The sequence below is a fragment of the Burkholderia paludis genome (assembly GCF_000732615.1).
Taxonomy (GTDB): domain Bacteria; phylum Pseudomonadota; class Gammaproteobacteria; order Burkholderiales; family Burkholderiaceae; genus Burkholderia; species Burkholderia paludis.
The window spans coordinates 95,560-115,989 of the sequence record NZ_JPGL01000020.1; the positions used below are offsets into that span (position 1 = coordinate 95,560).

Consider the following 20,430-nt stretch of genomic DNA (forward strand, 5'->3'; position numbering starts at 1 on the left):
GCCCGAAGGCGCCCGTCGCATGCATGAACAGCGGCGTACCGCTTACTTGTTCTCGAACATGTCCATGATCTGCTGCTTCTCCTGCGGCGTGACAGGCGGCGGCGCAAGCCCCGCCGCACCGGTCGAGCCGAGTGCGTCGTTCGCGCTGATCGCGTTCTCGGCCGGGTTGATGTCGACGTTCGCGACGAACCCGTTGCCCGGCGTGCGATCGGCGTAGTACAGCTCGCCGTCGATCGACGTCAGGCCGTCCGGCATCGGCATCTGCTGCTCGGGCACGCCGTTCAGCGCGGTGCGCATGTAGTTCACCCAGATCGGCAACGCGAGCTGCGCGCCGAATTCGCGACTGCCCAGGCTCTTCGGCTGGTCGAAGCCCATCCACGCGACCGCGACGAGCGACTGCTGATAGCCGGCGAACCAGCCGTCCTTCGCGTCGTTCGTCGTACCCGTCTTGCCCTGCAGGTCGCTGCGGCCCAGTACGTTGGTGCCCGCACCCGTGCCGGCCGTCGCGACCGAATGCAGCAGGCTGTTCATCACGTACGCGTTGCGGCCTTCGATCGTGCGCGGCGCCGTGCTGCCCGCGATCACCGGCTGCGACTTCTGCAGCGGCTGGCCGTGCGCGTCGTCGACTTCGGCGATCAGGTACGGATCGACCTTGTAGCCGCCGTTCGCGAACACCGCGTAGCCGGTCGCGAGCTGCAGCGGCGTGACGAGGCCCGCGCCGAGCGCCATCGGCAGGTACGGCGGCGTCTTCGCGGGATCGAACCCGAAGCGCTGCGTCACGTACTGCTGCGCATACTGCGTGCCGATCGACGCGAGGATCCGGATCGACACGAGGTTCTTCGAACGCTGCAGGCCGGTGCGCATCGTCATCGGGCCGTCCGGCTGGTCGTCGTCCTTCGGCTCCCACGCGGTGCCGCCCGGCACGCTCGGCGGGAAGTACAGCGGCGCGTCGTTGATCATCGTCGCCGGCCCCATGCCCTTGTCGAGCGACGCCGAGTAGATGAACGGCTTGAACGACGAGCCCGGCTGCCGCCACGCCTGCGTCACGTGGTTGAACTTGCTCTTGTTGAAGTCGAAGCCGCCGACGAGCGAGCGGATCGCGCCGTCCTGCGGCGCGATCGCGACGAGCGCGCCTTCGACCTGCGGCAGTTGCACGACCTGCCAGCCCGTCTTGCCGTCCTTCAGCACGCGCACGATCGAGCCCGGCTTGATGCGCAGCGTGTCGTTCGCGCGGGACCCGAGCGCGGCCGCCACGAAGCGCAGCCCGGCCGGGCCGATCGTCGTGGTCGCGCCGCCGACGAACTGCACCTCGACCGCGTTCGGCGACGCCGACAGCACCACCGCCGACTGCAGGTCGCCGTTGTCCGGGTGATCGGCAAGCGCGTCGTCGATCGCCTCGTCGCGGTCGTCGCCGGCCGCGGGCAGCTGGATCGACGCTTCCGGGCCGCGATAGCCGTGGCGGCGCTCGTAGTCGAGAATGCCGCGCCGCACGGCCTGGTATGCGGATTCCTGGTCGGACGAGTTGATCGTCGTCGTGACGGTCAGCCCGCGCGTATAGGTTTCGTCCTTGTATTGCTGGTACATCATCTGCCGCACCATCTCGGCGACGTACTCGCCGTGCACCGCGTACTGGTTGCCCGGCGTGCGCACGTGGATCTCTTCCTTCACGGCCGCGTCGTACTGCGGCTGCGTGATGTAGCCGACCTCGAGCATGCGCTTCAGGATGTATTCCTGGCGCACCTTCGCACGCTTCGGATTGACGACCGGGTTATACGCGGACGGCGCCTTCGGCAGCCCCGCGAGCATCGCCGCTTCCGCGAGCGTGATGTCCTTCAGGTCCTTGCCGAAATACACGCGCGCGGCAGCGGCGAAGCCGTACGAGCGCTGGCCGAGATAGATCTGGTTCATGTACAGCTCGAGGATCTGGTCCTTCGTCAGGGCCTTCTCGATCTTGTACGCGAGCAGCATTTCGTAAATCTTGCGCGTGTAGGTCTTCTCGCTCGACAGGAAGAAGTTGCGCGCGACCTGCATCGTGATCGTGCTCGCGCCCTGGCGCGCGCCGCCGTGCATCAGGTCGGCGACGCCCGCCCGCAGGATGCCGAGGAAATCGACGCCGCCGTGCTCGTAGAAGCGGTAGTCCTCGATCGCGAGCACGGCCTTCTTCATCACGTCGGGAATGTCCTGGAAGCGCACGAGGCTGCGGCGCTCCTCGCCGAACTCGCCGATCAGCACGTGATCGGCGGTGAACACGCGCAGCGGCACCTTCGGCTGGTAGTTGGTCAGCGCATCGAGCGACGGCAACTGCGGCGCCATCACGACCAGCGCGTAGCCGACGATCAGCGCGCCGACGATCGCCAGCGTCACGAACAGGCCGGCGAACCACAGCGCGACGCGCGAGCCGAACGAGCGGCGGCGCCCTCCGTCGCCGCTGCGCCGGGCCTGGCGGTCGTCGCGACGGTCGTGCTCGTCGTCATCGGGGTAATAGGCTCCGGACGGCGAACGGCGCAGCGAGTAGTGGGGTTCGTTCCTGTCGGAAGATGAAGGCGGTCGTTTGATAATTGGCATGTCGGAATGGCGGGCGGTCGTGGCGCCCTCGGACGCATGCGGAAACGCAAGCGAATGAATCAGAGCAGGTGCTTCGTGATGCGGCTGTCACGTCGACAGACCCCGCCGCGCGGCGATCCGTTCCCGCGACGTGACAGCGCATTTTAATGAAATCGACCGCGTGCCTTCGCGATTTTTTGTAAAAATTCCCGCATTGCCGTGATTTGCGGAACGTATTGTCCGCCTCCCCGGCCTATCATGGACACGCGACATCGCGGGCGCGGGCATTTTTCTTTCAGGCGCGAAAGGTTGACATCCCGATGCGCACGCCGCTTGAACTCCCGCGTTTAAGCCGTATTTAAGTGATCCGGTGGTGTAATATCCGCCGGCTCATGCGGGTCGGAACCGGCCCGCAACAGGCACTGCCGCCGTCACGCGGCGCCTTTCAATCACGGAGGATTTCATGTCGCTTTTCGACTCTGTTTCGCGCACGATCAAGGGCCTGCTGAACGACGCGGCCGATTCGGTACAGGATCCGTCGCGCGACGCACGTCAGATCGTGCGGGAGCTCGACGACAGCATCGGCCGTGCCGAGAATTCGCTGATCGAGATCGAGGCACAGGTCGCGACCCAGCGCAGCAAGCGCGATGCGGCCGACGACAAGGTGAAGAAGTACGAGGACGGCGCGAAGCGCGCGCTGCAGGCCGGCGACGAAGCGCTCGCACGCGAGGCGCTCGCCGCGCAGTCGAACGCGGAAGCCGAGCGCGATGCGCTCGCGGCCGAACTGACGACGCTCGAGCCGTCGGTCGACAAGCTGAAGGGGCAGATCGCCGAGATGCGCCAGCGCCGCAACGACCTGAACGCGCGCTCGAACATCCTGCAGGCCAAGCAGGAAATCGCGCAGGCGAAGGACGTCGCGGCAAGCGCGCTGGGCGGCATCGGCGGCAAGAACCTGTCCGAGGATTTCCAGAAGCTCGAGGACAAGGTCGCGCTGCAGAACGCGCGCTCGGACGCACGCCTGAACTCGGCCGACACGTCGAGCGGCAAGGCGCTCGACGACAAGCTCGCCGCGCTGAACAAGGGCCCGTCGGTCGAGGATCGCCTCGCCGCACTGAAGAAGCAGCTCGACACGCCCGCGCAGTAACGCCAACCGCGGGCAACCGCGCCGCCGCCCGCCCGGGCGTGCGGCGCGAACCGATCGCCAGGAGACGGGCGCCTGCGCCCGGTTCGACCATGAAGAAATCCCTCGCCGCACTCGGCCTCTCGCTGATGTTGCTGTCGTCCGCCGCGTTTGCGGTCCCGTCGCTGCAGCAGGTCGAGCAATCGATCGCGCAGCGCAACTGGCAGCAAGCCGACACGCAGCTGTCGCAAGTCATCGACGCCCATCCGAACAACGCGCACGCGCGCTACCTGTATGCGCAGGTGCTGGACCGCGAAGGCCGTGCGTCCGACGCGCTGACGCAACTGCAGCGCGCGAAGTCGCTCGATCCGCAACTGAAGTTCACCGACCCGTCGCGTTTCGCGCAGACGGAATCGCGCATCCGCGCCGACGCCGCGCGCGTCGGCGGCAACGCACCGTCTGCCGCACAGGCCGGCACGGTGCAGTCGTCGCTCGCACCCGCCGTCGCGCCGGCCGAAAAACACGGCCCGTCGACAGGCATGTGGATCGGCCTCGGGCTGATCGTCGCGATAATCGCGCTGGTACTGCGCTGGACGCTGCGGCGCGCCCGCACGGCCGACGACGGCCGCGCCGACGACGAACGCCGCACGCAACTCAAGCGCGCCACCGACGTGCTGAACGACATCCGTCCGCTGAAGCTCGACGCGAAGCTGTCGACGGCGCCGGGCGTCGCCGCGCTCACGGGCGAACTCGACGCGATCGAGGCCGACGCACGCACGCTCGTCGAAACGCTGTCGAACGGCAAGAATCCGGTGCCGCCGTATCGCGTCGACGAACTCGAACAGCGCCACGCGAGCGTGAAGGCGCGCGTCGAAGGCCGGCCCGACCCGGCCGCGCAGCCGGCAGCGCCGGCGAACGGCTCGAACGGCAGCGGCTCCGTGTACGCGCAGGAAGCGGATCGCATGACAGGCGCGCAAGGCCAGCCGTATCCGCCGCAGCCCTACCCGCCACAGCAGCAGCCCGTCGTGATCCAGCAAGGCGGCGGCGGTTTCGGCGGCGGCATGGGCGGACTGCTGACCGGCGTGTTGCTCGGCGAGGCGATGTCGGGCGGCCGCGAGCGCGTGGTCGAGCGCGACGTGATCGTCGACGGCGAGCGCCGCCGGCAGGACGCCGATCCGGGCTTCGACCTCGGCCGCGGCGACGCTTCGAACTGGAGCGACGGCAACAGCGGCGGCGGCATGGATCTCGGCAGCAACGACGACGGCTGGACCGACGACAACACCTGACGCAATGCGGCGCGGCGACCCGCGCTGCGCCACGCACGCCACGCACGCCACGCTCCCCTGTCCGACCGGCCGCGCCGCCGCGCGGATTTGTCAATCATTTCAAGATGGGCTACCGGCAACGGGGAGCGTTCGCTATCATGCGGCCATCGGCGTGCCACCGACCCTCATTCGACGCTTTGCATTCGCGCGCGTCGCGGCACGCCTCCTCTCGCCTCAACCAGGAGAAAGCCGCTCATGAGCATCATCAAGGAATTCAAGGAATTCGCCGTCAAGGGCAACGTCATGGATCTCGCCGTCGGCGTGATCATCGGCGGCGCGTTCTCGAAGATCGTCGACTCGGTCGTGAAAGACCTCATCATGCCGGTGATCGGCGTGCTGACGGGCGGTCTGGATTTCTCGAACAAGTTCGTTCTGCTCGGCACCATCCCCCCGACGTTCAAGGGTAATCCCGATTCGTTCAAGGACCTGCAGGCCGCAGGCGTCGCCGCGTTCGGTTACGGCTCGTTCATCACCGTGGCGATCAATTTCGTCATCCTGGCCTTCATCATTTTCCTGATGGTGAAATTCATCAACAAGCTGCGCAAGCCGGAAGAAGCCGCGCCGGCCGCGACGCCGGAAGACACCGTGCTGCTGCGCGAGATCCGCGATTCGCTCAAGCAGCGCTGAGCGCCAGGCACCCCGCCCGCCAGGCCCGCCTCGTGCGGGCCTTTTTGTTGCGCGCGCGGTGCGCCGCCGCATGCGACCCATCCCACTTTTTTGTGACGAGCGAATGCACGTGCGGGGAAAGCAGGTCTATGATGGAGACTAAACGACAGTACGGGCGCCAAGACGCTGGCTGTGTCGATCATGGCGAGCAGGTCGACGGGAGACATTGATCGTCGTACTGCACGAATGCAACATTTTCGTGTGCTATAAAGGATCGACATGCGGCGTACATAGCCGGGAGTGGGTCGCATGAAAATGCCGCATTTCTTGCAATTGTTTTTGAGGCGAGTGTTTATGTCCTTCCCGAAAAAACGTCGGCGGGCCCAGCAGGATGGCCAGGAGTCATTCCTCGCGGTATTGCGCCACTCGAAACCGTTTGCCCAGCTCGACACCAAGATTGCCCGCGCCCGCGCGCAGGACGAACCCGTCCTCTACGCGCACGTGCTGCCCGGCCTCGACGTGCTCCTGTGCAGCGTGCGTGGCGCCCAGCCGCCCTATCCGGCCATCGCCGAACTGCGCAAGCGCTGCATCGAATCGATCGCCAACGCGCTCGAGCAGCCGCTGGACGGCCTCGAGAACGGCGGGTACTGGTACGAAGCGAACGGCTTCGGCTTCCTCGTGTTCGCGAGCCGCGCGCGTGCGCGTATCCTGCCCGAGTTTGGTGCGGGCACGAAAGCGAGCCTGCGCGGCGGCCTCGGCCGCCAGAACGCCGGCGACACGACACCCCGCTCGCTCGGCTGATCCGCCAGCCATCCGATGGGCCGCCCGAGGGCGGCCCATCTGCCATTCACGCCCCCCGCTTGCCCGTCACGCCGCCGGCTGACGCCCGTTGCCGGGCCGCACGATGTCGATGAACGCGGCGAAATCCGCGCCGGCGAGCCCTTGCGCGGCGCCCAGGCGCAGCACCTGCTGGACGGTGGCCGACACGGGCATCACGGCGCCCGTGTCGCGCGCGGCATCGGCGATCGCATCGACGTCCTTCTGGAACGTGCCGAGCGCGCCGATCGGCGCATGACCGCCCGACGTCATGCGCGGCACGAACGTCTGCAGCAGCACCGAGTCGGCCCAGCCGCCGGCGAGCGCCTCGGCCAGGCGCGCGGCGTCGATGCCGCTCGCCTGCGCCAGACCGACGGCCTCGGCGATCGCCGTCACCGTCGCGGTGACGATCGCCTGGTTGCACAGCTTCGCCGTCTGGCCCGCGCCCGCGTCGCCCATGTGCGTGATGCGCGACGCGTACGTGCCGACCAGCGGCCTCACCGCGTCGAGATCGGCCGCGCGGCCGCCGACCATCACCGCGAGCGTGCCGGCCTGCGCGCCCGGCACGCCGCCCGATACGGGCGCATCGACCCAGCCCGCGCCGAGCGCGGCCGCGCGCGCCGCGTAGTCGCGCGTCGCGGCAGGCGGAATGCTCGAATGATCGACGATGCGCAGCAGGCGCCGCGCAGCGGCATCGCCGGAGAGCAGCCCGTGCTCGCCGAACACGACGTCGCCGACCGCGCGCCCGTCGAGCACGCATACGAATACTGTGTCGACGCGCTCCGCCAGCTCGCGCGGCGTGCCGGCCACCTGCGCGCCGTCCTTCGCGAGCGCCTCCGCCTTGTCGCGCGAGCGGTTCCACACGCTGACCCGATGCCCGGCCGCCAGCAAATGCCGAATCATCGGCGCGCCCATCAATCCCGGTCCGCAAAATCCGACTTCCACGATGTTCCTCGTCTCCGATATGGGTTGCACTCGCCGCCCATCATACCTATCACTCAAGAAGCCGGGCACGCGCGGCGCCGCTGCGCAAGCCGCGCTGCGCGCCGGCGACCCGCATCGATATCCCAGGGAGTGCATCATGAGCGACCACGTCTACAAGATGATCGAACTGACCGGCTCGTCGCGGCAATCGAGCGACGACGCCATCCGCAACGCGATCTCGAAGGCCGGCAAGACCCTGCACAACCTGCACTGGTTCCAGGTAACCGAGACGCGCGGCCACATCGAGGGCGATCAGGTCGTTCACTGGCAGGTCACGCTGAAGGTCGGCATGCGCATCGACGACTGACGCGCACACCGCACCGCGCACTGCGCACCACGCGCCGCGAGCCGGATCCGCGCAACGCGCCTCCGCCCGGCGCCGCCCCCTTTTTCCGCACCGTCCAGGCCCCTTGCCGCGGCCCGGCCGGCGGGCGTCTGCGGGTATCCATCTCTTGACGCTGCTTTTCGTCCATATTAAAAACGATATACCCACAGTACCCCTCGATCAGCCTGGACATATAAACGGAGATACCATGAGTCAGCAACGAGAGGCGATCGACACGTACCTCTTGCGCGTCCTGCACACCCTGTTGATGGAGCGCAGCGTCACGCGTGCGGCCGTCAAGCTGAACCAGTCGCAGCCGGCGATCAGCGCCGCGCTGCGGCGCCTGCGCGACATCACCGGCGATCCGCTGCTGGTGCGCGGCAAATCCGGCATGGTGCCGACCGAATACGGGCTGCGCCTGCTCGAGCCCGTGCAGAACGCCCTGCGCGAAATCGAGCGCATCAAGTTCCAGCAGCACAACTTCGACCCGGCCACGTCGATCCGCTGCTACCGGATCGGCTGCCCCGACTACCTGAACGTGCTGTTCGTGCCGACCGTCGTCGAGCGCTTCCGCCAGGCCGCGCCGAACGCGACGCTCGAGTTCCACTCGCTCGGCCCCGCGTTCGACTACGAACTCGCGCTGGAGGACGGCAAGCTCGACATCGTCGTCGGCAACTGGCCGGAGCCGCCCGAGCAGCTGCACCTGTCGAACCTGTTCGTCGACGAAATCGTCTGCCTGATGAGCAACACGCACCCGTTCGCGAAGCGCGGCGGGCTCACGCTCGACCAGTACCTGAACGCGCCGCATCTCGCGCCGACGCCATACTCGGTCGGCCAGCGCGGCGCGATCGACGTGCATCTCGCGCGCGAGCGGCTCAAGCGCCACGTGGTCGTCACGCTGCCGTACTTCAACCTGGCGCCCTACGTGCTCGTGAAGTCCGACCTGATCTTCACGACGACGCGCCTGTTCGCCGATCATTATGCGAAGTTCCTGCCGCTGTCGGTCGTGCCGGCGCCGCTCGACTTCCCGCCGATGCAGTACTACCAGCTGTGGCACGAGCGCTGCCACTACTCCGACGAAGTGCGCTGGCTGCGCGGCCTCGTCGCCGAAGCCACCCGCACGCTGATCGAGCCGTAACGGCGCGCGCCGGCCGTGCCGTCACGGCGCGGCGACAGCGGCGGCACGCCTCGCCAGGCGGCCGCCGGACGGTATGCGTCTCCTTCAGCGCGACGCGTCGACCAGTGCCTGCGCGAGCGCGTTGTGACGCGCGATGACGGGCGGCAGATCGAGCGTCGCCAGCCGCCCTTCCCGCACCACGACCTTCCCGTTCACCACCGTGTACGCCGTCTGCGACGGCGCGCAGAACACCAGTGCCGCGACCGGATCGTGCAGCGCGCCCGCGAACAACGGCTGGCGCAGGTCGAACGCGGCGAAATCCGCGGCCATGCCGGGCTTCAATGCGCCGATGTCGTCGCGGTTCAGCACCTTCGCGCCGCCGAGCGTCGCGATCTCGAGCGCCTCGCGCGCGGTCATCGCATCGGGCCCGAACCCGACCCGCTGCAACAGCAGCGCCTGGCGCACTTCGGCGACCATCTGCGCGCCGTCGTTCGATGCGGAACCGTCGACGCCGAGGCCGACCGGCACGCCCGCGAGCCGCATCTTCTTCACCGGCGCGATACCCGATGCGAGCCGCATGTTGGAACACGGGCAGTGCGCGACGCCCGTGCCGGTGCGCGCGAACAGGCCGATGCCCACATCGTCGAGCTGCACGCAGTGCGCATGCCACACGTCGTGGCCGACCCAGCCGAGATCTTCCGCGTATTCGGCCGGCGTCATCCCGAACTTCTCGCGGCTGTACGCGATGTCGTTGACGTTCTCCGCGAGGTGCGTGTGCAGCGACACGCCGTACTCGCGCGCCAGCACGGCCGCGTCGCGCATCAGCTCGCGGCTCACCGAGAACGGCGAGCATGGCGCCACCACGACACGCAGCATCGCGTAGCGGCCGTCGTCGTGATAGGTCTCGATCAGGCGCTGCGTGTCGCGCAGGATGTCGGGTTCGCGCTCGACGACCGAATCGGGCGGCAGCCCGCCGTCGCGCTGGCCGACGCTCATCGCGCCGCGGCTCGCGTGGAAACGCATGCCGATCCGCTGCGCGGCGCCGATGCTGTCGTCGAGCCGGCTGCCGTTCGGGTAGATGTACAGATGATCGCTCGACGTCGTGCAGCCCGATTGCAGCAGCTCGGCCATCGCGGTCAGCGTCGACACCTCGATCATCTCGGGCGTCAGGTGCGCCCAGATCCGGTAGAGGTTCGTGAGCCAGCCGAACAGTTCGGCATTCTGCGCGGCCGGCACCGCGCGCGTGAGGCTCTGGTACATGTGGTGATGCGTGTTCACGAGCCCGGGGATCACGAGGTGGCCGCGCAGGTCGAGCACTTCGTCGGCCGTGTCGGGCAGCTCGGCGCTCGGGCCGACCGCGACGATCCGGTTGTCTTCGATGTAGAGCCCCGCGTCGCGCAGTTCACGGCGCGTGTCGTCCATGGTCACGAGCACGTCGGCGTGCTTGACCAGCAGGGTCGTCGGGCGGAATGGGGACGGGTTCGGCGCGCGTGCGCCGGCGTGCTGCTCGAGGTTCATGCGTTCTCCGCGTCGGTCTGCCCCCGGGAGCCGATCCCGGGAGCGTTCACACTGTCGTTCGAACGCTGAATCGCGGCACGCCCCGGTGCCTGCGTCCGTTCGAACGCCCTGGCCCGGTTACCCGGCGTGCTCGCCGTCTTCGGGGTACGCGCGGCCCACGGGCCGACGCGCACGGCGGGAGGATCGCCCAAGCGCGCGCCGCACACAATGCGCGATCCGCAATACCGTCCCTCAGGATTTCGATATGGTATGCCGCGCAGCGCGGCACCGGACCCCGGAAACAGGCCCGGAGCGCCGGCCGGAAACCGGCCCTGACGGGCCGTCGACAGCCGCTCATGCGCGGCGCATTATCTTTGATATCGCGCCCGTATTTGCGCAGGGAACCTTTTTACAATGCCTGCACGGCGCTCGCTTCAATCTCGCCGACGGGTATGTAGCCACGTGACGTGGAGCCTCGATCCGCCGCACAGTCAATGGATCGGGCCGCCGCCGAACCTCGCATTCACACAAGGACAATTGCGAATGGGAAAGCTCACTACCCACGTACTCGATACGGCGCACGGTCGTCCCGGCGCCGCCCTCAAGGTGGACCTCTACGCACTGGACGGCGAATCGCGCCGTGCGATCAAGACCGTCCTGACCAATAGCGACGGCCGCTGCGACGAACCGCTGCTCGAAGGCGCCGCGCTTGCCGCCGGCGAATACGAGCTGGTGTTCCATGCCGGCGACTACTTCGCATCGCTCGGCGTGAAGGTGCCCGAACCCCGCTTCGTCGATCGCGTCGTGCTTCGCTTCGGCATCGCCGACGCGACATCGCACTACCACGTGCCGCTGCTCGTGTCGCCGTGGTCGTACAGCACCTATCGCGGCAGCTGACATCCGTATCGGCGCCTGCATCAAAGACAAACGATCTGAGTCTGGAGGAGTTTCATGGAAGGCTTCATCACCGACTGGCTGAACCTCGCGCTGCGATGGCTGCACGTCATCGTCGCGATCGCGTGGATCGGCGAGTCGTTCTATTTCGTCGCGCTCGACAACAGCCTGAAACCGCCGACCGACCCGAACCAGCGCAAGCGCGGGGTGTTCGGCGAACTGTGGCACGTCCACGGCGGCGGTTTCTACAACATGCAGAAGTACACCGTCGCCCCGCCGGAAATGCCGGACGACCTGCACTGGTCGAAGTGGCCGTCGTACACGACGTGGCTGTCGGGCTTCTCGTTGTTCTTCGTGCTGTACCTGCTCGCGCCGAACACCTACCTGATCGACAAGAGCGTGCTCGACATGGGCCCGGTGGTCGCCGTCGCGTCCGCGCTCGGCTTCCTGATGGCCGGCTGGATCGTCTACGACTCGCTGTGCCGCATCCTCGGCACCAACGATCGCGTGCTCGGCATTTGCGTCGGCCTCTACGTCGTCATCGCGGCGTACCTCGCGTGCCACATCTTCTCGGGCCGCGCCGCCTACCTGATCGTCGGCGCGATGCTCGCGACGATCATGTCGGCGAACGTGTTCTTCGTGATCATCCCCGGCCAGCGCAAGATGGTCGACAAGATGCTCAAGGGCGAGGAGCCGAACCCGATCTACGGCAAGCGCGGCAAGCAGCGCTCGGTGCACAACACCTACTTCACGCTGCCGGTGGTGTTCGCGATGCTGTCGAACCACTATGCGATGACCTACACGAACAAGTTCAACTGGGTCGTGCTCGTGCTGATCATGCTGGCCGGCGCGCTGATCCGCCAGTTCTTCGTGATGCGCCATCGCGGCAAGCAGCTGTGGTACCTGCCGATCGGCGGCGTGGCGCTGCTGTCGGGCGCGCTGGTGTGGACGATGCCCAAGCCGGTCGCGCCGGAAGCGCAAGCGGCCAACGCGCCGAAGATCGTGATCAACGACATCATGCCGGTCCTGCAGCAACGCTGCGTCGCGTGCCACTCGTCGAAGCCGACGCTGATGGGCAGCGCCCCCGCGGGCGTGATGTTCGACACGCCGGACGAAGTGTCGAAGAACGCGCAGCGTATCTACGAGCAGGCCGTGCGCCTGAAGGCGATGCCGATCGGCAACGTCACGCACATGACCGACGACGAGCGGACCAGGCTCGCCGCCTGGTTCGAGGGTGGCGCGGTCAAGTGAGCCGCGACGCGCCGGCGTTGAGTTCCGGCGCGACCCTTTCCGTTCGCGGGCCCGGTGACGGGCCCGTTTTTTTTGCGCGCCGAATGCCCGCGCGCTAGTCGCGCATCGCGTCGCGCTGAAGCGCGACGAGCGCATCGAGCGCGCGCGGGCCGTCGTCGAACGGCACGAAGATGTGATCGTGGTATGCGGCGGCCATCACGTTGCAGCTGATGCCGGCCGCGCCCAGCGCCCGCGCGAACGCGGCCGTGAGCCCGACGGCCGCAAGATCCGAATGCACGGTCAGCGTGAGCCACGCGGCGCGGAACAGCACGGGCCAGCCGTGGCGGGCGGCCGCCTCCTCGCCGACGACGACCGTCAGCCCTTCCGCTTCGCGAAACGTCGCGATCGCTTCGGATAACGACACGTCGGCGCCGGACGGCAGCGACACGAACGCGAACGCGCCCGGATGAAGTTCGGGCTGCATCGTGCGCAGCAGGATCGCGAGGTCGTTTTCAGGTTGGCTCATCGGAGAAAAACGTCCGGAACGGACATCGTGCGGTATCGATGCATGCACGATAGCACGCGCGGCAAAGCCGTCACGCAAGCATCATCGCGGCTTCGGCGGCGAGCCAGCCGCGGAACGCGACGATGCGCGGATCGTCCTGCGCGCGAGCCGGATACACGACGTGATACGCAACACCGGGCGGCAGCGCGACGCTCACGTCGAACCGACGCACGATGCGTCCGTCCGCGAGATCGCGTGCGATCATGCGCGGCGCCGCGAAACCGACCGCCGCGCCGCGAGCGGATCCCGCACGCAACGTACACGCTCGTACTTGCTCAACCGCCGGCCGGCTCCGGCAACCGCGCGATCGCCTTGATCTCGAACTGGAAGCCGTACAGCCAGGTCACGCCGACGGCGGTCAGCGTCGGATGCGGCGCGTCTCCCCAATACTCGGGGACGATCTTCCAGATCCGCTCGAATGTCGCTTCGGGATCGACGAGGAACACCGTCACGTCGACGACGTCGTCGAACGTGCAGCCGGCCGCGCCAAGCACCGCACTCAGGTTCTCGAATGCGCGGCGGACCTGTGCTTCCAGCTCCGGTTCGGGCGAGCCGTCCTCGCGGCTGCCGACCTGCCCGGACACGAACAGGAAACCGTTCGAACGCAGCGCCGGCGAATAGCGGTTGCGGTCATACAGCGCCTGGCGACCCGGCGGGAAAACTACGCTACGCTTTGCCATCCAACACCTCCATCGGTCAGTGGGGCGAAGCCGCCCCGGTATCAACGATGAAGGCACTTTAAGGAGCGTTGCCCGGCCGATAAACGGGCAACCCTGTCCAACACTGTTTGCAGGCCCCAAACAATTCCCGACCGGCGCGGAGCCCAGACCCGATGGATCGATTCGACGCAATGCAGGCGTTCGCCCGCGTGGTGGAAGCCGGCAGCTTCACGAAGGCGGCCGAGACGCTGCACATGAGCCGCACCACCGTCACGCAACTGGTGCAGCAACTGGAAGCGCGGCTGCGCGTGAAGCTGTTCAACCGCACGACGCGCAAGGTCGTCGTCACGGCCGACGGCGCCGCCTATTACGATCGCGTGGTGCGGCTGCTCGCCGACATGGACGATGCCGAAACGAGCCTGTCCGCCGCGTCCGCGTCGCCGCGGGGGCGGCTGCGCGTGGACGTGCCGAGCCCGTTCGCGCGGCTGATCCTGATCCCCGCGCTGCCCGCGTTCCACGCGCGCTATCCGGACATCCAGCTCGACATGGGCGTGAGCGACCGCGTGGTGGACGTGATCGGCGAGAACGTCGACTGCGTCGTGCGCGGCGGCGAGCCGACCGACCGGTCGCTGGTCGCGCGCCACGTCGGCGACCTGCGGCTCGGCGTATATGCGTCGCCGGCCTATCTCGCGCGCGCCGGCACGCCCGCGCATCCGGACGAACTCGAAGACACGCATCACCGGATCGTCGGCTTTCTGTGGGCGCGCACCGGCAAGGCGCTGCCGTTCGCGATGGAACGCGATGGCGCGCACGTGGACGTGCGCGGGCGCTACGTGCTGGCCGTCGACGACGGCAACGCGTACCTCGAAGCCGGCCTGGCCGGGCTCGGCATCCTGTGGCTGCCCGACTACATGGCGGCCGCCCATCGCGCACGCGGCGACCTGGTGCCGCTGTTCGAGCACTGGCGGCTCGAACCGATGCCGATGTACGTCGCGTTCCCGCCGAACCGGCACGTCAGCGCGAAGCTGCGCGTCTTCGTCGACTGGATCGCCGAGCTGATGACGCAGCATGCGCCGCGCCAGCGCCGCGCCGGCAACGGTTCACGCAACACGCGCAAGGCCGCGGCGGCCTGACCCGCGCGTAAAACCCGCGCATAAACCGCCGCACATAAAAAAACCCGCGCATGCCGCGCGGGTTTCTTCGACAGGCTGCGACCGAAATACGACTCAGGCCGTCAGCGCGGCGAGCGCCTCGTCGGTAAGCCACAGCGATTCCAGCAGATCCTGCTCGTTGAGGTTCAGGCCGTCGCCGCCGCGATCGACGACGATGAAATCGCTGACGCCGCCGAGCGCGATCAGCGGGTGATGCCACACGCCCTTCGCGTAGTTGACGCCTTGCCACCCGCTCGTCACGAATGCGCGGATCCGCGCCGGATCGAGATCGCCCGCGGGCGCCACGACGACGAGATACGGCTGGTCGTTCAGCGGCACGAAGGCCTGGCTGCCGAGCGGGTGCCGTTCGAGCATCTTCACTTCGAACGGCAGCGTGCGCGGCTGGCCGCGGAACAGGTTGACGAGCGTACGGCCGCCTTCGTCCGTCACGTCGACGTGCGCGAGATCGTGAAAGCGGATCGTCGTGCCGAGGTTGATCGGGATCTGCTTCGCGCCTTCCGTTTCGATCACGTCGCCGAACGGCGCGAACGCTTCCCGGGTCAGCGGCTCGATGACAAGCGTCTTCATTTGTCGAGCGTCCCCCACAGACGCAGGCGCGACACGCCGCCGTCCGGAATGATGTTCAGCCGCACGTGCGTGACGGGGCCGAGCGACGCGATGTCGTGGTCGAAATAGTGCTGCTTGTCCATCTGCAGCTTCTGCTCGCCGAGCAGCACCGGCCAGAACATCGACTGCGTGATCAGCGAGCTGTCCGTGCCGCCCGATACATAGGCGGCCTGGATCGAACAGCGATCCGGGTAGTTGCCCTTGAAGAACGCCGTATCGACTTCGATCTTGCGGATCACGCCCGGCTGCGCCAGCGCGATGATCGCCCAGTCGTTGCCCGGTTCGCGGCGGCGGCGGGTTTCCCAGCCGTCGCCCATGTTCACGCCGCGGCCCGGCAACAGCAGGTTCGACGCAACGCCGAAGTGCTGGTTGTTCGCGGCCACGACATAGCCGCCGTTTTCCATCGCCGCGAGATCGAACTGCTCGGTCGCGCTCGCACCGGCCCAGTCGAGCTGCGGCTGGCCGTACACGCGCAGGCGCGCGATGCCGCCGTCCGGATAGATGTTCACGCGCAGGTGCGTGAACGCGCGTGCGTCGCTCGCCTCGACGTAGTGATGGCTGTTGCCCTGCAGCGTCGTCGACGGCACGATCTCGACCCATTCGGTCGCATGCGTCGGCGCGCCGTCGGCCACGAAGGCGGCCTCGATCGACGCGGCCGGCGGGAAGTTGCCGGTGAAGTGGCTCGTGTCGATGTCGAAACCCTTGATCACGCCCGGGCGCGCGAGCTTGACGATGCACCAGTCGTAACCCGTCGTGCGTTTGCGGCGCGTCTCCCAGCCGTCCATCCACTTGCCGTGGTCGTCGTACTTGCCGGGGATGAAGACGGCCGGCTCGGGGTTCAGCATCCGGTCCTTCGGCGCGAAGAAATCGTCGCTGGCCTCGAGCGCCTGCGCACCGAGACGCGGGTCGGCAAGATTCACGTAGCGCCGCGTGAAATCGGGTGCATTGGGATCGAGAAGCGGAACAGCCATGATGTTTCCTTGTTTCAGTGGGGCGGTCGGGCCGCAGCGATGCGGCGGGCCGTGTTGCGGTGTCAGGCGTCGATCAGGTCGTCGAGGCGGAAACGCGCGATCCGGTAGATCTGGTCGAGGCTCGTGCGCAGTTCCTCGGTGCGCGAATGATTCACGCGCGACTCGAAGTTCGCGATGATGCCGTGCCGGTCATAGCCGCGCACGGCCAGGATGAACGGAAAGCCGAACTTCTCGCGATACGTGCGGTTCAGCGTCAGCAGCTTGTCGAACTCTTCCTGGGTGCACTGGTCGAGGCCCGCGCCGCTCTGCTCGCGCGTCGACTCGACCGTCAGCTCGCCGCGCACGGCGGCCTTGCCGGCCAGCTCCGGGTGCGCGTTGATCAGCGCGAGCTGGCGCACTTCGCCGGCCTCTTCCACCGCGCCGGACATCGTCCGGTGCAGCACGTCGATGCTCGCGAACGGCCGCTCGCCCGCGGCGACTTCGGCCACCCACGGCGAATGTTCGAAGATCCCCGACAGCGCCGCCACAAATGCACCCGGCGCCATCGTGTTCAGTTGATCCAACGTGTAACGCATCGCCTTCATGCTTTCCCTTCGTTTCGATGATTGGGCTGATACGGATGATGTTCACGCCAGTGACGCGCGATATCGACACGGCGCGTCACCCATACGCGATCGTGCTTCTCGACGTGATCGAGGAAACGCTGCAGCCCGCGGAACCGTCCCGGCCGGCCGAGCAGCCGGCAGTGCATGCCGATCGACAGCATCTTCGGCGCCTCGTCGCCCTCGGCGTACAGCACGTCGAACGCGTCACGCAGGTAGTCGAAGAAGTGATCGCCGGTGTTGAAGCCCTGCGGCGTCGCGAAGCGCATGTCGTTCGTGTCGAGCGTGTACGGCACGATCAGTTGCGGCGACGTGCCGCCGCCCGACACCTCGACGTCCATCCAGAACGGCAGGTCGTCGCCGTAGTTGTCGGAGTCGTACAGGAAGCCGCCGTATTCGGCGACGAGGCGGTGCGTGTTGGGGCTGTCGCGGCCGGTGTACCAGCCGAGCGGGCGCACGCCCGTCACGCGCTCGATCGCTTCCATCCCGAGACGCATGTGCTCGGCTTCGAGCTCGGGCGTCATGCCCTGGTAGTGGATCCAGCGCCAGCCGTGGCACGCGATCTCGTGGCCGAGCTCGACGAACGCACGCGCAAGCTCCGGGTGACGCTCGATCGCCATGCCGACGCCGAACACCGTCAGCGGCATCCCGCGCTTCTCGAACTCGCGCAGGATGCGCCATACGCCGGCCCGCGAACCGTACTCGTAGATCGACTCCATGCTCATGTGGCGGTCCGGATACGCGGCCGCGCCGACGATTTCGGACAGGAACTGCTCGGAACCCGGATCGCCGTGCAGCACGCAGTTCTCGCCGCCCTCCTCGTAGTTCAGCACGAACTGCACGGCGACGCGGGCGCGCCCCGGCCAGTTCGCCTGCACGGGATGGCGGCCGTAGCCGATCAGGTCGCGAGGATAGTTGGGATCGAGTGACATGGGTTCGAAGTACGGCGCAAGCTGACTGAAATAATGGGTTCGCATCGACCGCCCGGGTGCCGGAGGCCCGCCGCGCAGGCCGATGCAACGACGGCCCAGTGTAGCGAAAACGCTCATACGCGCCCATACAGCGGCGCAGATAGTGCGTGTCAGACGGTGTGTATGTGCGGGTGCGGCAATTCCCCGACCGGTTCCGCCGCCGCCCCGCCCGGCGGGCTGAAGCGTGCGAACGCGCCGTCGTAGCGCTTCGGCAGCGGCCGCGCGTAGTCGCCGCGCTTCGCGGTCGCGAGGCGCAGCGCAACGAGTGCCTCGGCCCACTTGACGGCCGCCGTGACGCCCTCGACCACCGGCGCGCCGATCTGCTGCTCGATCTCGTGCGCGAACTCGGCCATCCCGGCGCAGCCGAGCACGATCGCGTCGACGCCGTCCTCGTCGAGCGCGCGCCGGCATTCGTCGACGATGATCCGGCGCGCGGCCGATCCCGGCCGGTCGAGCTCGAGCACCGCGACGTCGGTCGCGCGCACGTTGCGGCAGAACCGCTTCATCCCGTAGCGCTCCGCGAGGTGCCGCGCCATCCCGCAGGTGCGCGCAAGCGTCGTGACGACCGAGAAGCCGGGCGCGAGCACGCTCGCCGCATGCATCGCCGCCTCGGCGATGCCGATCACCGGCCCGCGCGCGAGCTCGCGCGCCGCGTAGAGCCCCGGATCGCCGAAGCACGCGATCACGTATGCATCGGAACCGTCGCGCTCGCCTTGCGCAATCTCGGCGAGCAGCCCGGGCGTCGCAAGCGCCTCGTCGTAGTACCCTTCGATCGACGGCGGCCCCATCGGCGGGCTCACCGCCACGATCTCCGTGCCGGCGGCCGCGACCTCGCGCGCGCAGCGGCCCATCGCGTCGGTCATCCGCTGCGTCGTGTTCGGATTGATCAGTCGGATCTTCATCGCCCTCTCCTCAGGCCTTCGCGCCCGCAAGCAGCCGGTAGAACACGAAGCCGAGCCCCACGCCTATGAACCACGAGAAGTTCGCGACGCCCTGCCAGCCCGGCACCATCACGCAGACGATCGCGATCACCGCGGCCGGCAGCAGCGCGGCGAGCGCACGGCGGTTCACGCCGCCCGTGTACCAGTACGCGCCGCTGTCCGACATCGTGTACAGGTCGTCGCGCACGAGCCGGCCGCGCTTGACGAAGTAGAAGTCGGCGATCAGCACGCCGTACAGCGGGCCGATGAACGCGCCGAGCACGTCGAGCGTGTAGTGGATCACGGCCGGGTTGTTGAACAGGTTCCACGGCGTGATGAAGATCGACGCGACGGCCGCGAACATCCCGCCCGCGCGCCAGCTGATCAGCCGCGGCGCGACGTTCGAGAAGTCGAACGCCGGCGACACGAAGTTCGCGACGATGTTGATGCCGATCGTCGCGATCGTGAACGTCAGCGCGCCGAGGATCACCGCGGTCGGATGGTCGATGCGGCCGACCGTCTCGACCGGATCGGTGATGAGTTCGCCGAACACCGGCAGCGTCGCTGCCGTCGTGATCACCGTGACGAGCGAGAACGCGAGGAAGTTGACCGGCAGCCCCCAGAAGTTGCCGCGCTTCACGTCGCCGAACGAGCGGCAGTAGCGCGAGAAATCGCCGAAATTCAGCATAGGCCCGGAGAAGTACGACACGACCAGCGACACGGCCGTGATCATCACCGGGATCACCTCCGCGCCGTGATACTTGACGCCGCCGAGGTTGATGCCGATGTTGCGCCAGCCCGCGCGCCACACCATGTAGCCCGCCAGGATGAACATCACGACGTAGACGGCCGGGCCCGCGAAGTCGATGAACTTCTTGATCGTCTCCATCCCGTTCCAGAACACGAACGCCTGCAGCACCCACAGCAGCATGAAGCCGGCCCAGCCCACGGCCGACAGCCCGAGGAAGCCGTAGCGATGGACGTCCGCGTACGGCAGCCATTGCGGGAAGAACTTCAGCACGACGATCACGAGCGCGCTCGACGCGAGATAGGTCTGGATGCCGTACCACGCGATCGCGATCAGCCCGCGGATCACGGCCGGCACGTTCGCGCCGAGCACGCCGAAGGTCGCGCGGCACGCGACCGGATACGGCACGCCGATCTGCTGGCTCGGCCGTGCGATCAGGTTGCACAGCAGGTTCACGAGGCCGATCCCGACGATCAGCGCGATCAGCACCTGCCAGCTCGTCAGCCCGAGCGCGAACAGGCTGCCCGCGAACACGTAGCCGCCGACGCTGTGCACGTCCGACATCCAGAACGCGAAGATGTTGTAAGCGCCCCATGTCTGATTCTTCAGGGGTGCCAAATCTTCGTTGTACAGACGTTTGCTGTAACCATCCGGCAGCGCCGGGTCGCCGCCCTCGCCGCCTTCTTCCGCCGGATAGGCGCTGTCGTGCGCCACACTGAACTGAGCCATGACTTCTCCTTGACGCGGCCGGGCGGCCG

The 20,430-nt window shown here is 67.6% G+C and carries 21 protein-coding genes; 9 read left to right on the forward strand and 12 right to left on the reverse strand.

Translation table 11 applies throughout. The annotated features are described in order from the left end of the window. Window positions 1-42 precede the first annotated feature (42 nt). The gene (locus tag GQ56_RS0114335) at window positions 43-2,565 is read right to left on the reverse strand and encodes a penicillin-binding protein 1A (protein ID WP_031399314.1); all 2,523 of its coding nucleotides are present in this window, start codon (window positions 2,563-2,565) and stop codon (window positions 43-45) included. A 442-nt stretch (window positions 2,566-3,007) separates the two neighbouring features. On the opposite strand from GQ56_RS0114335, the gene GQ56_RS0114340 reads away from it, so the two are divergent. From GQ56_RS0114340 to GQ56_RS0114355, 4 genes are all read left to right on the forward strand, one after another. Continuing rightward, window positions 3,008-3,688 (forward strand): PspA/IM30 family protein, encoded by a 681-nt coding sequence (locus tag GQ56_RS0114340; RefSeq protein ID WP_031399315.1) that lies wholly within the window; start codon window positions 3,008-3,010, stop codon window positions 3,686-3,688. Window positions 3,689-3,777: 89 nt separating this feature from the next. Then, complete coding sequence (locus GQ56_RS0114345; protein WP_031399316.1) at window positions 3,778-4,950, forward strand: tetratricopeptide repeat protein; 1,173 nt, start codon at window positions 3,778-3,780, stop codon at window positions 4,948-4,950. Between the two features lie 234 nt (window positions 4,951-5,184). Continuing rightward, a complete protein-coding gene (gene mscL, locus GQ56_RS0114350; RefSeq protein ID WP_006487991.1) occupies window positions 5,185-5,616 on the forward strand; it encodes a large conductance mechanosensitive channel protein MscL in 432 nt (143 codons plus the stop codon). Window positions 5,617-5,949: 333 nt separating this feature from the next. Further along, window positions 5,950-6,396, forward strand: coding sequence for a hypothetical protein (locus tag GQ56_RS0114355; RefSeq protein ID WP_027784713.1), 447 nt, complete (start codon window positions 5,950-5,952; stop codon window positions 6,394-6,396). 66 nt (window positions 6,397-6,462) lie between these two features. Here GQ56_RS0114355 and GQ56_RS0114360 read toward each other — a convergent pair whose 3' ends face one another. After that, window positions 6,463-7,356 (reverse strand): NAD(P)-dependent oxidoreductase, encoded by an 894-nt coding sequence (locus GQ56_RS0114360; protein WP_031399317.1) that lies wholly within the window; start codon window positions 7,354-7,356, stop codon window positions 6,463-6,465. A 136-nt stretch (window positions 7,357-7,492) separates the two neighbouring features. Between GQ56_RS0114360 and GQ56_RS0114365 the strand changes: the two genes are divergently transcribed. Together GQ56_RS0114365 and GQ56_RS0114370 are read left to right on the forward strand one after the other, a co-directional pair. After that, window positions 7,493-7,702, forward strand: a complete 210-nt coding sequence (locus GQ56_RS0114365) for a dodecin (protein ID WP_006493215.1) — start codon at window positions 7,493-7,495, stop codon at window positions 7,700-7,702. A gap of 226 nt (window positions 7,703-7,928) precedes the next feature. After that, the gene (locus GQ56_RS0114370) at window positions 7,929-8,858 is read left to right on the forward strand and encodes a LysR substrate-binding domain-containing protein (RefSeq protein ID WP_006402708.1); all 930 of its coding nucleotides are present in this window, start codon (window positions 7,929-7,931) and stop codon (window positions 8,856-8,858) included. An 84-nt stretch (window positions 8,859-8,942) separates the two neighbouring features. On the opposite strand, the gene GQ56_RS0114375 is transcribed toward GQ56_RS0114370, so the two are convergent. Then, window positions 8,943-10,355, reverse strand: coding sequence for an 8-oxoguanine deaminase (locus GQ56_RS0114375; RefSeq protein WP_031399318.1), 1,413 nt, complete (start codon window positions 10,353-10,355; stop codon window positions 8,943-8,945). Window positions 10,356-10,877: 522 nt separating this feature from the next. Here GQ56_RS0114375 and uraH point away from each other — a divergent pair. Both uraH and GQ56_RS0114385 read left to right on the forward strand, forming a co-directional pair. Then, window positions 10,878-11,231 carry a hydroxyisourate hydrolase gene (uraH, locus tag GQ56_RS0114380; RefSeq protein WP_031399319.1) on the forward strand — a complete coding sequence of 118 codons (354 nt, stop codon included), beginning with the start codon at window positions 10,878-10,880 and terminating at the stop codon, window positions 11,229-11,231. Between the two features lie 54 nt (window positions 11,232-11,285). Next, window positions 11,286-12,479: a urate hydroxylase PuuD gene (locus GQ56_RS0114385; RefSeq protein WP_031399320.1), complete on the forward strand. Its 1,194-nt coding sequence runs from the start codon at window positions 11,286-11,288 to the stop codon at window positions 12,477-12,479. A 94-nt stretch (window positions 12,480-12,573) separates the two neighbouring features. Here GQ56_RS0114385 and GQ56_RS0114390 read toward each other — a convergent pair whose 3' ends face one another. The 3 genes from GQ56_RS0114390 to GQ56_RS0114400 form a co-directional block, all read right to left on the reverse strand. After that, window positions 12,574-12,984: an ACT domain-containing protein gene (locus tag GQ56_RS0114390; protein ID WP_031399321.1), complete on the reverse strand. Its 411-nt coding sequence runs from the start codon at window positions 12,982-12,984 to the stop codon at window positions 12,574-12,576. A gap of 70 nt (window positions 12,985-13,054) precedes the next feature. Then, a complete protein-coding gene (locus tag GQ56_RS41260; RefSeq protein ID WP_235212701.1) occupies window positions 13,055-13,228 on the reverse strand; it encodes a hypothetical protein in 174 nt (57 codons plus the stop codon). 70 nt (window positions 13,229-13,298) lie between these two features. Then, window positions 13,299-13,703, reverse strand: a complete 405-nt coding sequence (locus GQ56_RS0114400; protein WP_031399322.1) for a RidA family protein — start codon at window positions 13,701-13,703, stop codon at window positions 13,299-13,301. A gap of 152 nt (window positions 13,704-13,855) precedes the next feature. Between GQ56_RS0114400 and GQ56_RS0114405 the strand changes: the two genes are divergently transcribed. Then, on the forward strand, window positions 13,856-14,815 hold the full coding sequence (locus GQ56_RS0114405; RefSeq protein WP_031399323.1) for a LysR family transcriptional regulator: 960 nt from the start codon (window positions 13,856-13,858) through the stop codon (window positions 14,813-14,815). Between the two features lie 93 nt (window positions 14,816-14,908). Here the strand turns inward: GQ56_RS0114405 and GQ56_RS0114410 are convergent, their stop codons facing one another. The 6 genes from GQ56_RS0114410 to GQ56_RS0114435 all read right to left on the reverse strand — a co-directional run bounded on the left by GQ56_RS0114410 (window position 14,909) and on the right by GQ56_RS0114435 (window position 20,401). Then, window positions 14,909-15,421 carry an ureidoglycolate lyase gene (locus GQ56_RS0114410; protein ID WP_031399324.1) on the reverse strand — a complete coding sequence of 171 codons (513 nt, stop codon included), beginning with the start codon at window positions 15,419-15,421 and terminating at the stop codon, window positions 14,909-14,911. After that, entirely contained in the window at window positions 15,418-16,431 is a 1,014-nt protein-coding gene (alc, locus tag GQ56_RS0114415; RefSeq protein ID WP_031399325.1) for an allantoicase, read from the reverse strand. Before alc ends, GQ56_RS0114410 begins: the two co-directional genes overlap by 4 nt. A gap of 62 nt (window positions 16,432-16,493) precedes the next feature. Then, window positions 16,494-17,015: a 2-oxo-4-hydroxy-4-carboxy-5-ureidoimidazoline decarboxylase gene (uraD, locus tag GQ56_RS0114420; RefSeq protein WP_031399326.1), complete on the reverse strand. Its 522-nt coding sequence runs from the start codon at window positions 17,013-17,015 to the stop codon at window positions 16,494-16,496. Continuing rightward, the gene (puuE, locus tag GQ56_RS0114425; RefSeq protein ID WP_031399327.1) at window positions 17,012-17,965 is read right to left on the reverse strand and encodes an allantoinase PuuE; all 954 of its coding nucleotides are present in this window, start codon (window positions 17,963-17,965) and stop codon (window positions 17,012-17,014) included. The genes uraD and puuE overlap by 4 nt, the downstream gene beginning before the upstream one ends. A 149-nt stretch (window positions 17,966-18,114) precedes the next feature. Beyond that, complete coding sequence (locus GQ56_RS0114430) at window positions 18,115-18,906, reverse strand: aspartate/glutamate racemase family protein (protein ID WP_031399328.1); 792 nt, start codon at window positions 18,904-18,906, stop codon at window positions 18,115-18,117. 10 nt (window positions 18,907-18,916) lie between these two features. Continuing rightward, window positions 18,917-20,401 carry an NCS1 family nucleobase:cation symporter-1 gene (locus GQ56_RS0114435; RefSeq protein ID WP_031399329.1) on the reverse strand — a complete coding sequence of 495 codons (1,485 nt, stop codon included), beginning with the start codon at window positions 20,399-20,401 and terminating at the stop codon, window positions 18,917-18,919. Window positions 20,402-20,430: the final 29 nt, after the last annotated feature.

Excerpts from the sequence above, each read along its gene's own strand:
- GQ56_RS0114390 (WP_031399321.1), bottom strand. The coding sequence starts at position 12,984 with ATGAGCCAACCTGAAAACGACCTCGCGATCCTGCTGCGCACGATGCAG.
- GQ56_RS0114435 (WP_031399329.1), bottom strand. The coding sequence starts at position 20,401 with ATGGCTCAGTTCAGTGTGGCGCACGACAGCGCCTATCCGGCGGAAGAA.
- GQ56_RS0114400 (WP_031399322.1), bottom strand. The coding sequence starts at position 13,703 with ATGGCAAAGCGTAGCGTAGTTTTCCCGCCGGGTCGCCAGGCGCTGTAT.
- GQ56_RS0114345 (WP_031399316.1), top strand. The coding sequence starts at position 3,778 with ATGAAGAAATCCCTCGCCGCACTCGGCCTCTCGCTGATGTTGCTGTCG.
- GQ56_RS0114430 (WP_031399328.1), bottom strand. The coding sequence starts at position 18,906 with ATGAAGATCCGACTGATCAATCCGAACACGACGCAGCGGATGACCGAC.
- GQ56_RS0114340 (WP_031399315.1), top strand. The coding sequence starts at position 3,008 with ATGTCGCTTTTCGACTCTGTTTCGCGCACGATCAAGGGCCTGCTGAAC.
- GQ56_RS0114385 (WP_031399320.1), top strand. The coding sequence starts at position 11,286 with ATGGAAGGCTTCATCACCGACTGGCTGAACCTCGCGCTGCGATGGCTG.
- GQ56_RS0114410 (WP_031399324.1), bottom strand. The coding sequence starts at position 15,421 with ATGAAGACGCTTGTCATCGAGCCGCTGACCCGGGAAGCGTTCGCGCCG.
- GQ56_RS0114365 (WP_006493215.1), top strand. The coding sequence starts at position 7,493 with ATGAGCGACCACGTCTACAAGATGATCGAACTGACCGGCTCGTCGCGG.
- GQ56_RS41260 (WP_235212701.1), bottom strand. The coding sequence starts at position 13,228 with ATGATCGCACGCGATCTCGCGGACGGACGCATCGTGCGTCGGTTCGAC.
- uraD (WP_031399326.1), bottom strand. The coding sequence starts at position 17,015 with ATGAAGGCGATGCGTTACACGTTGGATCAACTGAACACGATGGCGCCG.
- GQ56_RS0114370 (WP_006402708.1), top strand. The coding sequence starts at position 7,929 with ATGAGTCAGCAACGAGAGGCGATCGACACGTACCTCTTGCGCGTCCTG.
- puuE (WP_031399327.1), bottom strand. The coding sequence starts at position 17,965 with ATGTCACTCGATCCCAACTATCCTCGCGACCTGATCGGCTACGGCCGC.
- GQ56_RS0114375 (WP_031399318.1), bottom strand. The coding sequence starts at position 10,355 with ATGAACCTCGAGCAGCACGCCGGCGCACGCGCGCCGAACCCGTCCCCA.
- GQ56_RS0114405 (WP_031399323.1), top strand. The coding sequence starts at position 13,856 with ATGGATCGATTCGACGCAATGCAGGCGTTCGCCCGCGTGGTGGAAGCC.
- alc (WP_031399325.1), bottom strand. The coding sequence starts at position 16,431 with ATGGCTGTTCCGCTTCTCGATCCCAATGCACCCGATTTCACGCGGCGC.
- GQ56_RS0114355 (WP_027784713.1), top strand. The coding sequence starts at position 5,950 with ATGTCCTTCCCGAAAAAACGTCGGCGGGCCCAGCAGGATGGCCAGGAG.
- mscL (WP_006487991.1), top strand. The coding sequence starts at position 5,185 with ATGAGCATCATCAAGGAATTCAAGGAATTCGCCGTCAAGGGCAACGTC.
- uraH (WP_031399319.1), top strand. The coding sequence starts at position 10,878 with ATGGGAAAGCTCACTACCCACGTACTCGATACGGCGCACGGTCGTCCC.
- GQ56_RS0114335 (WP_031399314.1), bottom strand. The coding sequence starts at position 2,565 with ATGCCAATTATCAAACGACCGCCTTCATCTTCCGACAGGAACGAACCC.